The organism is Pseudomonas sp. PsB, assembly GCF_043658375.1.
Lineage (GTDB): Bacteria > Pseudomonadota > Gammaproteobacteria > Pseudomonadales > Pseudomonadaceae > Aquipseudomonas > Aquipseudomonas putida_Z.
Genome location: NZ_JBIGLU010000043.1, coordinates 19,078 through 34,468 on the forward strand (window position 1 = coordinate 19,078; position 15,391 = coordinate 34,468).

Genomic DNA, 15,391 nt, shown 5'->3' on the forward strand with positions numbered 1-15,391 from the left:
AGCAGCCTTGTGCTGCGAAGCGCCGCGCGGGCGGCGCTCGATCTCACAGGCACCGCAAATCTAAGCTCAGGCGCCTGGCGGCCCTGACGCGATCTGATCAAAATTCTGTGCCCGCCAACTAGCCGGCGGCATGCCGAACTGGGCGATGAACCAGCGGGTGAACGAGCTGGGCATCGAATAACCCAGCATGTCGGCGATACGCCCCAGCGAATAGCCGGGGTTTTCCAGGTAGCGCATCACCAGGTCACGGCGCACGCTGTTGATCAGGTCCTTGAAGGTCAACCCGCTTTCTTCCAGGCGCCGCTGCAGGGTGCGCACGTTCATGCCCTGGGTCTGTGCCACCTGCTCGATGGTGGCGCGGCCCATGGGCAGCAGCAGGTAGATGGTCTTGCGCAACTCCAGCTCCAGGGACGGCGTGCCGCCCGCCGGCAGGCTGTCCAGATAGCGCTGCGCCAGGCGCGCCATGGCCTCGTTGGCCTGCGGGCTGGCGCTGTCGAGGTCGGCGGCCGGGCAGACGATACCGTTGAACTCGCTGCCGAACACCAGCGTGCAGCCGAAAATGCGCCGATGGGTGGCCAGGTCGGCGGGAGGCGCGTGGGTGAAGTTGGCGCTGATCGGGTGCCAATGCGCACCTAGCAGCGCCGCGCACAGGCGCATCATCACGCCGATCGCCAGCTCGGTGGCCTGGCGGCTGCAGGGCGCGCGTTCGTTGATCACCTCCTCACGGATGACCACGGTCTTGCCGGCTTCCTCGATATGAATGGCCAGGGCGTCATTGAGCAGGTGACGGTACTGCACGATTACCTGCAGCGCATCACGCAGGGTGCGTTGGTGGCTGAGCAGCAGGCTGATTTCGCCGAAGTCCGACAGTTGCCGCAACTCGGCCATGCGCAGGCCGAAACTTTCGCAACGGGTGGTGCTGGCGGAGGCTTCCAGCAAGGTAATGACGCTGGCAACCGGGATACGCCGGTTGGGGTCATCGAGCAACGCGGCGCTGAGGCCAACCTGTGCCAACAGTGCATGGGGATTGAGCCCCAGGTGGCGGGACACCTCAAGGTAATTGGTCAAGCTGGCGGCACGGACTAGGGCAGGCATTTTTTGTTGTTATCCATGTTTTCCAGGCTAACTGCTGCTTTTTTGTAGGAGCAGCCTTGTGCTGCGAAGAGGCCGGTACGACCGACATCACTGTTATGGCCTTTAGGGCCTCTTCGCAGCACAAGGCTGCTCCTACAAAAAGCGAGCGGCTGATTGGTTTTATAGCCTGCGTGTCATGAATTGAAAAGCAAAGCCCTGTCTTGGCCATTGTCATCAAATGAAAAGCCCCTGACGCCCAATGTGAAGCACCCGGTGGGTGGGCTGTTTACTGTGAACCTCAAGAGCTACACCGCACACGAGGTTCACCGTGGAAAAACTGCAAACCACTGCCACCGTGCTGATCGTCCCCGGCCTGCGCGACCATGTCGCCGAACACTGGCAGACCCTGCTCGCAGGCCGCCTGGCCAAGGTGCGCAGCGTACCGCCACTGCAAGTCGACGGCCTGAGCTGCACGGCCCGGGTCGAGGCGATCCAGCGCGAACTGGACCAGATCGATGGTGAAGTGATCCTGGTAGCGCACAGCGCTGGCGTGCTGATGGTCGCCCACTGGGCGGCGCGCTACCGGCGGCCGATCAAGGGTGCATTGCTGGCGGCGCCGCCCGACCTGAACGCGCCATGGCCGGCCCACTACCCAAGCCCGGCCAGCCTGGCCGAGCACGGCTGGTCGCCATTGCCCCAGCAGCCGCTGCCGTTCCCCAGCATTGTCGCGGCCAGCAGCAACGACCACCTGGCCAGCTTTGCCGCGGCCAGCACCCTGGCCGAAGGCTGGGGTAGCGAACTGGTTGCACTGGGGGCCGTCGGCCACCTCAACCCGGCCTCCGGCTTCGGCCCTTGGCCGCAGGCCGAGGCGTTCATCCAGCGACTGGACCAGCCCAACCTGCAATAGCGCATGGACGCCCCAGCCACGCTCGCAAAAGACGGGCGGCGAAAAAAACAATAACAATACGTGGAGCCATCGTAATGCCAGAACACCGCATTCACCGTGCTGTGAAACCACAGCGCTGCCTGCTCGCCTGCGCCATCGGCCTGCTGACGCTGCCCGCCGCCCAGGCGTTCGAAGTCGATACCGGTAATGAAAACTGGGCCGTGCGCTTCGACAACACCGTCAAGTACAACTACGGCGTGCGCACCGAAAGCGCCGACAAGCGCATGCTGGGCACGCCCAACAGCAACGACGGTGACTACAACTTCCGCAAGGCCGGCACCAACATCACCAACCGGGTCGACCTGCTGACCGAACTGGATGTGGTCTACCAGGGCAACACCGGGTTCCGCGTCAGCACCGCCAGCTGGTACGACAAGGCCTATGACAACACCGGCTCCAACAGCAACCCGTTCGTCAACGGCAACGGTGACCAGTCCGGCATCAACCCCAGCCTCAATGGCCTGCCTGGCACCGGTGTGCCGCTGGGCAGCCCGCACCTGAGCAATTACGCCCAGCGTTACTACAGCGGCCCGTCCGGTGAAGTGCTGGATGCCTTCGTGTTCTTCAGCCGTGAAGTCGGCGAGGCCTCGCAGGTCAGCGCCAAGCTGGGCCAGCACAACCTGTTCTGGGGTGAAACCCTGCTCAACCCGGTGCACTCGCTGAGCTACGGCCAGTCGGGCCTCGACCTGGCCAAGCTGGCCGCTTCGCCGGGCACCGAGGCCAAGGAGCTGTTCGTGCCGCGCAACCAGCTGTCGACCTCGTTCCTGGTCAACTCCGAACTGACCCTGGGCGCCCAGTACTTCTTCGACTGGGACGCCGCCCGCCTGCCCGAAGCCGGTACCTACTATGGCGGCTCGGACGTGGTAGGCGAGGGCGCCCAAAGCTTCCTGCTCGGCCACACCGGTACACCCGGGCTGATCCCGGTGCGCGGTGCGCTGACCACCATCCGCCGTGGCCATGACCTGAACCCGGGCAAGAGCGGCGACTGGGGCATCATGGCCAAGTGGTCGCCCGAGTGGCTGGGCGGCACCCTCGGCTTCTACTACCGCAAGACCTCCGAGATCCTCCCGCAGGCCTGGCTCGACGCGCGCGGCATGACCGTCGCCAACGGCCCGTTCGGCAACCCGCCGGGCAGCCGCCAAGGCGCAGTTGGCAACCTGTACAACTCGCTGCAAAGCACTACTTACCAGTTCGCCTACTCCGACGACATCGACATCTATGGCCTGAGCCTGTCCAAGGATGTGGGTGGCATCAGTGTCGGCAGCGACCTGAACATCCGCCACAACATGCCGCTGGCGAGCATCCCGGCAATCGTCAGCGCCCCCGGCCAGGGTGGCCTGGGCGGCGGCTTCGGCCTGCTGCCGGCACGCCTGCCCAGCAGCGGGGTGATCTACGACGTGCCCAAGGATGGCGACGGCCTGAGCGCCACCGGCGACACCTTGCACTGGACCTTGAACGGCCTGATGACCATTGGCGACACGCCGCTGTTCGATTCGGCAACCCTGCTTGGCGAGCTGTTCTACAGCAACCTGCTCAAGCTCGATAGCCACAACGAGGCCTTGTACAAGGGCAAGAGCAGCTACCGCGGCATCGACAAGGCCACCCGCGACAACTGGGGCATCGCCGTCAACTTCACCCCTACCTGGTACCAGGTGCTGCCAGGCATGGACCTGAGCATGCCGCTGTCGGTCAACGTCGGCCTCGACGGCGTGTCGCCGGTGCAAGGCGGTGGCGCCGAGAACACCGGCAACTATGCGGTGGGCGTGAGCGCCGCGATCTACAACCAGTACTTCGTCGACCTCAAGTACGTCGACAGCTTCGGTGAGACCAAGGCCTGCAAGGACGGCCAGACCGACGGCAGCACCCCCAACGCCCTGGACGGCGAACAGGATTACACCTGCTACGGCGGCGGCTACGCCTCCTTCTCCGGCGGTGGTGCCACCACCGAGGACCGTGGCGCCCTGTACCTGACCGTCAAGACGACCTTCTGAGTCATGTTTCCTACAGCCTACACAGGAAGACAACCATCATGAATTTCGTACGTACCCTGCTGGCCTCGTGCCTGTCACTGGCCGCCCTGAACGCTGCCCAGGCCGCCGTTTCCACTGACCAGGCCGCGCGCCTGGGCACCAGCCTGACCGTCATCGGCGCGGAAAAGGCCGGCAACGCCGATGGCTCGATCCCGGCCTACCAGGGCGGCCTGCTGACGCCGCCAGCCAGCTACCAGAGCGGCGCCAGCATGCGCCCCGACCCGTTCGCCAGCGACAAGCCGCTGCTGGTCATCGATGGCAAGAACGCCGAGCAGTACAAGGGCCAACTGACCGCCACCACCCTGGAACTGCTCAAGCGCTACCCCAGCTACCGCGTCGATGTGTACCCGACCCACCGTAGCGTGGCGCTGCCGCAAGCGGTACTCGACAACACCCGCAAGAACGCCACTGCCGCCAACAGCAAGGAGGGCGGCACTGCGGTAGACAACGTGCTGCCGGGCATCCCGTTCCCCATTCCGCAGAACGGCGCCGAGGCCATGTGGAACTTCCTGCTGCGCTATCAGGGCGTGAGCATGACTGCCAAGTACGACTCGTGGAACGTCGACGCTGCTGGCAAGCCATCGCTGTCGACCACCGGCCAGGCCAATATCAGCTACCCGATCTACGAAGACATGACCAAGCCGATCGGTGCCAAGGACACCTACTACCAGATGAAACTGGTGTACACCGGGCCCGCACGCCGTGCCGGCGAAGCGATGATGCTGCGCGATGCCGCCAACCCGCTGGTGCAGCCACGCAGTGCCTGGCAGTACCTGCCGGGCCAGCGCCGGGTCAAGCTGGCGCCGAACCTGGCCTACGACACGCCCAACCCGGGCACCTCCGGTTCGGGTACCTACGATGACGTGTTCGTCTTCAACGGTGCGCTGGACCGCTACGACTGGACCCTGGTCGGCAAGCAGGAAATGTACGTGCCGTACAACACCTACCAGCTGACCTACAACACCGACGTCAAGCAGGTGATCACCCCCAACCACCTGGCGCCGCAGTTCGTGCGCTGGGAGAAGCACCGGGTGTGGGTGGTGGAAGGCAAGCTCAAGGACGGTGCGCGCCATATCTACCACAAGCGCCGCTTCTACCTCGACGAAGACAGCTGGATCGCCCTGGCCTCGGACCAGTACGACGCCCGTGGCCAGCTGTACCGCGGCTCGTTCGCCTTCCTCACCCAGAGCTACGACAAGCAGACCCCGGACGCCACGCCGTTCATGATCTACGACCTGATCGGCGGCACCTACAACCTCAATGGCGTGGTCGGCGCCTACGGCGGCATCCGCTACATCGACCCGCTGTCGAAAACCCAGTGGTCGCCCGAGTCGCTGGCCGGCAACGGCATTCGCTGAACGCACGGAGCAGAGGTGGCAATGTCTGTCTTCAAACGATGCAGCGTGGTAGTTCTGGCTTTGGCCGCGCTGCAGGGCGCGGCCCAGGCTGCGCCCTTCACCGATGTGCTGGACCTGCCCGCCATGCCCAGCGCCCTGGTCGCCAGCAGCGCCTTGCGCGATGTAACCCTGGCCGGCCAGCGCCTGGTCGCTGTGGGCCCGCGTGGGCACATCCTGTACTCCGACGACCACGGCGCGCACTGGCAGCAGGCTCAGGTGCCGGTCAGCGCCGACCTTAATGCCGTGAGCTTCGCCACGCCCGAGCTGGGCTGGGCGGTTGGCCACGATGGCGTGGTGCTGCACAGCCGTGATGGCGGCGTGCACTGGCAGAAGCAGCTGGATGGCCGGGCGCTGGCCGAACAACTGCCGGGCACGGGTAGCGACAATGCCTTGCTCGACGTGTGGTTCAGCGATGCCCGCAATGGCTATGCGGTCGGCGTGTTCAACCTGCTGTTGCGCACCGTTGACGGCGGCGAGCACTGGCAGCCCTGGCTCGACCACAGCGATAACCCGCAAGGCCTGCACCTGACCAGCCTGGCCGCGGTGGGTGACGAGCTGTACATCACCGGCGAGCAAGGCCTGTTGCTGAAGCAGGACGGTGAGCGCTTCAGCCGTGTCGAGACACCCTACGCCGGCACACTGTTCGGTGCTGTCGGCAAGCCTGGCGTACTGCTGGTCTACGGCCTGCGTGGGCATGCCTACCGCAGCACCGATGGCGGCCGGCAATGGCAACCGGTCAGCACGGGTGTGAACACCAGCCTCACCGCCGCCGGCGTCGACCGTGACGGCCAGTTATGGCTGGCCAGCCAGGCTGGCGACCTGCTGCTCAGCCGGGATGATGGCGCCAGCTTCAGCCCGGTGCCGCAAAGCGCCCGTGGCCCGGTGACCGCGCTCGCCACCGATACCGGCAACGGCCTGGTACTGGTGGGCGAGCGGGGCGTGCGCAACCAGGCCGGTAACCCCACGCTGCACCCATAACAAGAGAAGACCCTGATGGCCGCTACCCGCCAAGACACCCTGCCGGTAATCCGCAACCTCGACGATTTCGACCCACGCTCGGGCAATTGCCTGGAGCGCCTGGTGTTCAACCATCGCCTGCCGTTTCTGCTGTGCATGCTATTGGCGACCCTGGTGCTGGGCTACATGGCGCTGACCCGCCTGGAGCTGCGCCCCAGTTTCGACAAGATGCTGCCGCAGAGCCACCCCTACATCCAGAACTACCTGGAAAACCGCCCATCACTGCGTGGCCTGGGCAACGCGGTGCGGGTGGTGGTGGAGAACACCCAGGGCGACATCTTCGACCCGGGCTACCTGCAGACCCTGCGCCATATCAACGACGAGCTGTTCCTCAGCCAGGGCGTGGACCGGGCCTGGGTGAAGTCGCTGTGGAGCCCTGCGGTGCGCTGGACCGAGGTGACCGAGGAGGGCTTCCAGGGCGGCCCGGTGATGCCCGATGGCTACCAGGGCGCTGCGGGTGACATCGAGCAGCTGCGGCAGAACATCGAGCGCGCCAACATCGTCGGCAGCCTGGTGGCGCGCGACTTCAAGTCGAGCATGCTGGTCGTGCCGCTGCTCGACCAGGATTCGGCCACCGGCAAAGGCCTCGACTACCACGCCTTCTCGCAGAAGCTCGAACAACTGCGCAGCCAGTATCAGGCCAGCGGCCAGTACCGCATCCATGTGATCGGCTTCGCCAAGCTGATGGGCGACCTGATCGACGGGCTGATCCAGGTGATGGCGTTCTTCGCCCTGGCGGTGCTGACCAGTCTGCTGATCATTTACTGCTATACCCGTTGCGTACGCAGCACCCTGCTGGTGGTGCTGTGTTCGCTGACCGCGGTGGTGTGGCAGCTGGGCATCGTCGCCTGGCTGGGCTACGCCATCGACCCGTATTCGATCCTGGTGCCATTCCTGATCTTTGCCATCGGCGTATCCCATGCGGCGCAGAAGATGAACGGCATCCTCCAGGACATCGGCCGTGGAACCCACCGCCAGGTGGCAGCGCGCTATACTTTCCGCCGCCTGTTCGTGGCCGGGGTGACTGCATTGCTGGCCGATGCGGTGGGCTTTGCCGTGCTGATGCTGATCGACATCCCGGTGATCCAGGACCTGGCCATCACCGCCAGCATCGGCGTGGCGGTGTTGATCTTCACCTCGCTGCTGCTGATGCCGGTGGCGCTGTCTTATGTTGGTGTTGGCCGCAAGGCTGCCGAGCGGGCCCTGCATATCGACGCCCGCGCAGCCCAGCACCGAGGTTTCGGCCGGCTATGGGACCTGCTCGACCGCTTCACCGAACGCAAATGGGCCAGCGTCGCATTGCTGGTGGCCCTGGCCCTGGGCGCCCTCGGCATCTGGGGCAGCCTGCAACTGAAAATCGGCGACCTCGACAGCGGTGCCCCCGAGCTGCGCGCCGACTCCCGCTACAACCTCGACAACGCCTACATCACCCAGCACTACGCGCTGTCCAGCGATACCTTCGCGGTCATGGTCAAGACCGCGCCGGAAGGCTGCCTGCAATACCAGACGCTCGTGCTTGCCGACCGCCTGGCCTGGGAGCTGCAGCAATTGCCGGGTGTGCAGACCACCGTGTCGCTGGCCAATGCCGTGCGCCAGATCACCGCCGGCACCTACGAAGGCAACCCGCGCCTGAACAGCCTGCAGCGCAACCAGGACGTGCTCAACTACGCCGCCCAGCAGGCTTCGGTCAACGCCCCTGAGTTGTTCAACAACGACTGCTCGCTGATGCCGGTAATCGCCTACCTCAAGGACCATCGCGCCGACACCCTGGCCCAGGTGGCCGCCGTGGCCGAGCGTTTTGCCCAGGCCAACAGCAGCGCCGAACAGCAGTTCCTGCTGGCCGCCGGCAGCGCCGGCATCGAGGCTGCCACCAACGTGGTGGTCCGCGAGGCCAACCACCGCATGCTGTTGCTGGTGTACCTGGCGGTCACGCTGTTCTGCCTGTTCACCTTCCGTAGCTGGCGCGCCACGCTGGTGGCGATCCTGCCGCTGATGCTCACTTCGGTGCTGTGTGAGGCGCTGATGGTAGCCATGGGCATTGGCGTCAAGGTCGCCACCTTGCCGGTGATCGCCCTGGGCGTAGGCATCGGCGTGGACTACGCGCTGTACCTGCTCAGCGTGCAACTGCACTACCAGCGCGCCGGGTTGAGCCTGGCCCAGGCCTACCAGAAAGCCGTGGCCTTCACCGGCCGGGTGGTCGGGCTGGTCGGCATCACCCTGGCCGCCGGCGTGGTCGGCTGGGCCTGGTCGCCGATCAAGTTCCAGGCCGACATGGGCCTGCTGCTGACCTTCATGTTCCTGTGGAACATGCTCGGTGCGCTGGTGTTGATCCCTGCGTTGTCGCATTTCCTCCTGCGTGGCCAGGCCGCCCCGGCGCCTGCCGAGGCCCAGGCCACGTCGCTTCCGCAAACCCAAGAAACCGAGTGTTCGCCTCATGTCTGATTACCTTCCGCCACTGCGCGACATGGATTTTCTGTTCAACGAAGTGTTCGACATCCCGGCCTGGTGGGCGCAAACGCCTGCGCTGGCCGAGCAGGTCGATGGCGACACTGCCCGGGCCGTGCTCGAACAGGCCGGCCGGCTGATTGCCGAGGTGGTGGCGCCGCTAAACCGCAGTGGCGACGAGCAGGGCTGCCGCTGGGAGGCCGGCCAGGTACACACCCCCGATGGCTTCGCCGATGCCTACCGGGCATTTGCCGCAGATGGCTGGGTGGGTGTGGCTGGTGCCCCGGAATATGGGGGCATGGGCATGCCGAAAGTGATCGGCGCCCAGCTCGAAGAAATGCTCAATGCCGCCAACCTGTCGTTCGGCCTGTACCCGATGCTCACGGCCGGAGCCTGCCTGGCGCTGCTCAACCATGCCAGCGAGCCGTTGAAGGCGCTGTACCTGCCGCCCATGTACCAAGGGCGCTGGACCGGTTCGATGTGCCTGACCGAGCCACACGCTGGCACCGACCTGGGCCTGATTCGCACCCGCGCCGTGCCGGTTGCCGATGGCCGTTATCGCATCAGCGGGACCAAGATCTTCATTACTGGCGGTGAGCAGGACCTGACCGAGAACATCATCCACCTGGTGCTGGCGCGGCTGCCGGATGCGCCCGCCGGGCCCAAGGGCATCTCGCTGTTCCTGGTGCCCAAGGTGCTGGTTGACGCCGACGGCGTGCTGGGCGAGGCCAATACGGTGAGTTGCGGGTCGATCGAGCACAAGATGGGCATCAAGGCCTCGGCCACCTGTGTGATGAACTTCGACGGTGCAATCGGCTACCTGGTCGGCGAGCCGAACAAGGGCCTCAACGCGATGTTCACCATGATGAACTACGAGCGCCTTGGTGTAGGTATCCAAGGCCTGGCCCTGGGCGAACGCTCCTACCAGGGTGCCATCGCCTACGCCCGTGATCGCCAGCAGGGCCGTGCGCCGACCGGCGCCGAAGCGCCGGGGCAAGGTGCTGACCCGATCATCGTCCACCCGGATGTGCGGCGCATGCTGCTGACCATGAAAGCGCTGAACGAAGGCGGGCGGGCCTTCTCCACCTATGTGGCACTGCAGCTGGACCTGGCGAAATACAGCGAGGCCCCGGTCGCACGCGTCCAGGCCGAGGCCAAGGTGGCGTTGCTCACACCGGTGGCCAAGGCCTTCCTCACCGACATGGGGCTGGAAACCACCGTGCACGGCCAGCAGGTGCTGGGCGGCCATGGCTATATCCGCGAGTGGGGCCAGGAGCAGTTGATCCGCGACTGCCGCATCACCCAGATCTACGAAGGCACCAACGGCATCCAGGCCCTCGACCTGGTGGGGCGCAAACTGTTTGCCGATGGCGGCCAGGCCTATCGCAGCGTGTCCGACGAAATTACCGCCTTTGCCGAGACGCTGCCCGCGGCGTGCGCCGAGTTCGGCGCGCCGCTGCTGGCTGCCGTGCGCAACCTCGACGAGCTGACCGCCTGGGTGCTCGACCGCGCCCAGGGCAACCCGCGCGAGCTTGGCGCGGCGGCGGTGGAGTACCTGCAGGTATTTGGCTACACCTTCTACGCCTACCTGTGGGCACGCATGGCCGTGGTATGCCAGTGCCATGCGGCCCCTGAGCCGCTCCACCTGAGCAAGCTGGGCACCGCGCGGTTCTACTTTGCCCGCCTGCTACCACGCATTCATTCGCTGAGTGCTAGCGTCAGGGCCGGTAGCGACAGCCTGTATCTGCTCGAGGCCGGGCAACTGTGAAGGCCGCCGACATGATCACCACTCGCGTCATGCCCGCGGCCGAGCAGGCCTACGCCTATCCGCTGCTGATCAAGCGCCTGCTGCTGTCGGGCGTGCGCTACCAGCCCAACCAGGAAATCGTCTACGCCGACAAGCTGCGCTACACCTACACCACGCTGCTCGAACGCATTCAGCGGCTGGCCAATGTGCTGACCGCCGCCGGGGTCAAGCCTGGCGACACCGTGGCCTTGCTCGACTGGGACAGCCACCGGGCGCTGGAGTGCTTCTTTGCCGTGCCGATGCTGGGTGCGGTGCTGCACACGGTGAACGTACGGCTGTCCACCGAGCAGGTGCGCTACACCATGAACCATGCCGAGGACTGCCTGGTCCTGGTACATGACGATTTCCTGCCGTTGATGGCGCAATTGCGCGATGACTTGCCGACGGTGGAGGGTTTCATTCGCCTCGGCGAAGGCGACCCCGCAACGCAAGATGTGCCGCTGCTGGGTGAGTACGAACAACTGCTGGCGGCTGCCGAGCCGCAATTCGACTTCGCCGATTTCGACGAGCACTCACTGGCCACGCTGTTCTACACCAGCGGTACCACCGGCAACCCCAAGGGCGTGTACTTCAGCCATCGGCAACTGGTGCTGCATACCCTGGTCGAGCAGGGCACCCTGGCTGCCTGCGGCGAGGTGCCGCTGCTGCGTAGCGGCGACGTGTACATGCCCATCACGCCGATGTTCCACGTGCATGCCTGGGGCGTGCCCTATGTGGCCACGGCGCTGGGTATCAAGCAGGTCTACCCCGGGCGCTACGAGCCCAACCGCCTGGTTCGGCTGTACCGTGACGAGGGCGTGACGTTCTCCCATTGCGTGCCCACGGTGCTGCAGATGATGCTCGACAGCGAAGAAGGGCGCCGCGCCGACCTGAGCGGTTGGAAGATGCTGCTGGGCGGCAGCGCCCTGACCCTGGGCCTGGCGCAGCGTGCCAGCGAGCGCGGCATCAGCGTGCATTGTGGTTACGGCATGTCGGAAAGCTGCCCGCTGCTCAGCATCACCCACCTGAGCGCCGAGCTGCTGGCACTGCCCATGGCGCAACAGCTGCCGCTGCGAATCGATGCCGGCGTGCCGATTGCCCTGGTGGACCTGCGCATCGTCGACGCTGAAGGCATTGATGTGCCCCGTGACGGCGAAAGCCTGGGTGAAATCGTGGTGCGTGCACCGTGGCTGACCCAGGGCTACCTGCATGAACCGGAGCAGGGTGCCGCGTTGTGGCTGGGGGGCTGGATGCATACCGGCGACCTGGCCTGCATCGACCCGGCGGGTGTGGTGCGTATTCGTGACCGGATCAAGGATGTGATCAAGACCGGAGGCGAGTGGGTCAGCTCGGTGGCGCTGGAAAACCTGATCAGCCAGCACCCGGCTGTTGCATCGGTGGCGGTGATCGGCATCCCGGACCCGCAGTGGGGTGAGCAACCGTTGGCCTTGGTAGTCTGTTGTGACGGCATGCAGTTCGACCAGGCGGGATTGGCCGGGCATCTGCAGCCGTATGTCGACAGCGGGCACCTGAACAAATGGGCGATACCACGGCAGTTGCGTTGCGTGGACGAGATCCCCAAGACCAGCGTTGGCAAGATCGACAAGAAGCGGATCCGGCAGGCATTTCCCTGAATGCTGGCAGCACCGGCTGATGGGCACCTGTGGGAGCCGGCTGGCACCGGCTGCGCCGGTGTTCGCGGGTAAACCCGCTCCCACAGGTACAGCACATTCCTTCAGCTGATGGGGGCCCTGTGGGAGCGGGCATGCCCGCGAAGCAGGCGACGCGGTGGATGGCACCGGCTACGCCGGTGTTCGCGGGCGCGCCCGCTCCCACAGGTATGGCGCATTCCTTCAGCTGGTGGGGGCCCTGTGGGAGCGGGTTTACCCGCGAAGCAGGCGACGCGGTGGATGGCACCGGCTACGCCGGTGTTCGCGGGCGCGCCCGCTCCCACGGGTATGGCGCAGGCTTCCGAGTCCCACAGGGGCCCTGCCAATTCAATGAGTTATGTGCAGTGCCATGGGAAGTGGGTTCGGTGCAGGTATCAGGCTGACGCTGTACATGCACCGGGCGCTGCCTCCCCCGAATTTCCATCTAAATCCATGCCACCACTCAACCGTCTAACTACGGAGGAAATTGATGAGCTGATTTCTTAGGAGATTCCCTGTGCAAGAGCTGCTCGATACGGTCGTATCGTTGTCCACCCAAAAACGTAAGGCGTTGGCAGCCTTGCTCAAGAAACAAGGCGTGAACCTGTACGGTGTCACGCCGATCTTCCCGAGGGATCCTGCAGAGCCGGTGCTGCTTTCCTACGCTCAGCAGCGCCTATGGATATTGTCGCAATTGGGCGAGGTGGGCGGCGCGTACAACCTCTCGTCCGTCTTGCGTTTCAAAGGCCACCTGGATACCCAAGCCCTGCAGCGCAGTTTCGAGGCCCTGATCGAGCGCCACGAAACGCTGCGTACCACCTTCCGCCTGGAAGGGGAGCAAGCGGTTCAGGTGATCCACCCACATATCCCTTTCGAACTGGCCGTTGAAGTGCTGGCGCAGGCCGATGACAGCCACCTGCGTCAGCGTGTCGAGGCCGAAGCCCACCTGCCTTTCGACCTGCAGCAGGGCCCGCTGCTGCGTGTGCGCCTGTTGCGCCTGGCAGCAGACGAACACGTTCTGGTGCTGACCCTGCACCACATCGTCTCCGACGGCTGGTCGATGCCGGTAATGGTCAACGAGCTGGTGCAGCTCTACCACGGCCACAGCCAGGGCCAACCCGTGGCGTTGCCGACACTGCCGGTGCAGTACGCCGATTACGCCACCTGGCAGCGCCACTGGATGGAGGCCGGCGAGCAGGAAAGGCAACTGGCCTACTGGACCGCGCAACTGGGGGAAGCGCAGCCCGTGCTGGAGCTGCCCACCGACCGCCCACGGCCCGCCGTGAGCAGCCATCAGGGCGCACGGGTAAAGGTCGCTCTGGACCAGCAACTGGCCGGGGCGCTCAAGCAGCTGGCCCAGCAGCAGGGCGTGACGCCGTTCATGCTGTTGCTGGCCAGCTTCCAGGCGCTGCTGCACCGCTACAGCGGCCAGCCAGACATCCGCGTCGGTGTACCGGTTGCCAACCGCAACCGGGTCGAGACCGAGCACCTGATCGGCTTCTTCGTCAACACCCAGGTGCTACGGGCCGAGTTCGACCTGCAGATGACCTTCATTGACCTGCTGCAGCAGGTGAAGCAACGCGCACTGGGTGCCCAGGCCCATCAGGACCTGCCGTTCGAGCAGTTGGTCGAGGCCTTGCAGGTCGAGCGCAACCTGGGCCACAGCCCGCTGTTCCAGGTGATGTACAACCACCAGACCCAGGCCAAGGGCGAGCGCCGTAGCCTGCAAGGGCTGCAGATGGAAGAGCTGGTCTGGGACAGCCACACCGCCAAGTTCGACCTGACCCTGGACACCTTCGAGCATGAGCAGGGCATTGGCGCGGCACTGACCTACGCCACCGACCTGTTCGACGCGGCGACCATCGAGGGCATGGCCCGGCATTGGCTGAACCTGCTGCAGGGGATCGTATGCGAGCCTGGGCAGCGGGTTGCCGACCTGCCGCTGCTGGACGTGTCTGAGCGGCACATCATCGTGCGCGACTGGAACGCCACCGAAGCGGACTTTCCAGCAAGGCACAGCATCCATCAGCTGATCGAAGCCCAGGTGTTCGCCACCCCGGATGCCCCGGCGTTGGCGTTTGGCGAGCAGACCCTGAGCTATACCGAGCTCAACCGCCGTAGCAACCAGCTGGCGCACAAGCTGCGCGAGCAGGGCGTGGGCCCGGATGTGCTGGTGGGAATCGCCATGGAGCGCAGCCTGGAGATGGTCGTCGGCTTGCTGGGTATCGTGAAGGCCGGCGGCGCCTATGTGCCGCTGGACCCGGAATATCCCCAGGACCGCCTGAGCTACATGTTCGAGGACAGCGGCATCGCCTTGCTGCTGACCCAGTCGCACCTGCACGAAGCCCTGCCGATCCCGGCCGGCCTGCGCAGCCTGGACCTGGACACCGAGAACTTCGGCGGCTACAGCGATGCCAACCCGAACATCGACGTGGCCCCGCTGAACCTCGCCTACGTGATCTACACCTCCGGCTCCACCGGTCGCCCGAAAGGCGCTGGCAACAGCCATCAGGCGCTGGTCAACCGGCTGTGCTGGATGCAGAAGGCCTACCGCCTGGACGCCAGCGACAGCGACAGCGTGCTGCAGAAAACCCCGTTCAGCTTCGATGTGTCGGTGTGGGAGTTCTTCTGGCCGCTGATGACCGGCGCGCGCCTGGTCATGGCCCAGCCCGGCGCGCACCGCGACCCGCAACTGCTGGTCGAAACCATCAACCACCATGGCATCAGCACGCTGCACTTCGTGCCGTCGATGCTGCAGGCGTTCATGACCCACGAAGCGGTCGAAAGCTGCGCCAGCCTCAAGCGCGTGGTGTGCAGCGGTGAAGCGTTGCCGGCCGAACTGGCCCGCCAGACCCTGCAACGCCTGCCGGCGGCGGGCCTGTACAACCTGTACGGCCCGACCGAAGCGGCGATCGACGTGACCCACTGGACCTGCCAGCCGGAAGAAGGCATCAGCGTGCCGATCGGCCAGCCGATCGACAACCTCAAGACCCACATCCTCGAAGGCAGCCTGCAACCGGCGGTGCGCGGCAGTGCCGGCGAGCTGT

8 protein-coding genes and 1 pseudogene are annotated in these 15,391 nt (G+C 65.3%); 8 read left to right on the forward strand and 1 reads right to left on the reverse strand.

Annotated features, from left to right (window positions below):
- Positions 1-66: 66 nt before the first annotated feature.
- Positions 67-1,095, reverse strand: a complete 1,029-nt coding sequence (locus ACGLHT_RS26950) for an AraC family transcriptional regulator (protein WP_137163850.1) — start codon at positions 1,093-1,095, stop codon at positions 67-69.
- 307 nt (positions 1,096-1,402) lie between these two features.
- On the opposite strand from ACGLHT_RS26950, the gene ACGLHT_RS26955 reads away from it, so the two are divergent.
- The 8 genes and pseudogenes from ACGLHT_RS26955 to ACGLHT_RS26990 all read left to right on the forward strand — a co-directional run.
- On the forward strand, positions 1,403-1,981 hold the full coding sequence (locus tag ACGLHT_RS26955) for an alpha/beta hydrolase (RefSeq protein ID WP_274120525.1): 579 nt from the start codon (positions 1,403-1,405) through the stop codon (positions 1,979-1,981).
- Positions 1,982-2,055: 74 nt separating this feature from the next.
- Positions 2,056-4,011, forward strand: coding sequence for a DUF1302 domain-containing protein (locus ACGLHT_RS26960; protein WP_085616459.1), 1,956 nt, complete (start codon positions 2,056-2,058; stop codon positions 4,009-4,011).
- Positions 4,012-4,049: 38 nt separating this feature from the next.
- A complete protein-coding gene (locus tag ACGLHT_RS26965) occupies positions 4,050-5,408 on the forward strand; it encodes a DUF1329 domain-containing protein (protein ID WP_025339000.1) in 1,359 nt (452 codons plus the stop codon).
- Positions 5,409-5,429: 21 nt separating this feature from the next.
- Positions 5,430-6,425 (forward strand): YCF48-related protein, encoded by a 996-nt coding sequence (locus ACGLHT_RS26970; RefSeq protein WP_137163851.1) that lies wholly within the window; start codon positions 5,430-5,432, stop codon positions 6,423-6,425.
- Positions 6,426-6,440: 15 nt separating this feature from the next.
- Positions 6,441-8,906, forward strand: a complete 2,466-nt coding sequence (locus ACGLHT_RS26975) for an RND family transporter (protein WP_137163852.1) — start codon at positions 6,441-6,443, stop codon at positions 8,904-8,906.
- A complete protein-coding gene (locus ACGLHT_RS26980; RefSeq protein ID WP_137163853.1) occupies positions 8,899-10,677 on the forward strand; it encodes an acyl-CoA dehydrogenase C-terminal domain-containing protein in 1,779 nt (592 codons plus the stop codon). Before ACGLHT_RS26975 ends, ACGLHT_RS26980 begins: the two co-directional genes overlap by 8 nt.
- Positions 10,678-10,688: 11 nt before the next feature.
- Positions 10,689-12,329 carry a fatty acid--CoA ligase gene (locus ACGLHT_RS26985; protein WP_274078862.1) on the forward strand — a complete coding sequence of 547 codons (1,641 nt, stop codon included), beginning with the start codon at positions 10,689-10,691 and terminating at the stop codon, positions 12,327-12,329.
- A gap of 532 nt (positions 12,330-12,861) precedes the next feature.
- Positions 12,862-15,391: pseudogene (locus tag ACGLHT_RS26990) on the forward strand (condensation domain-containing protein); the annotation flags it as partial.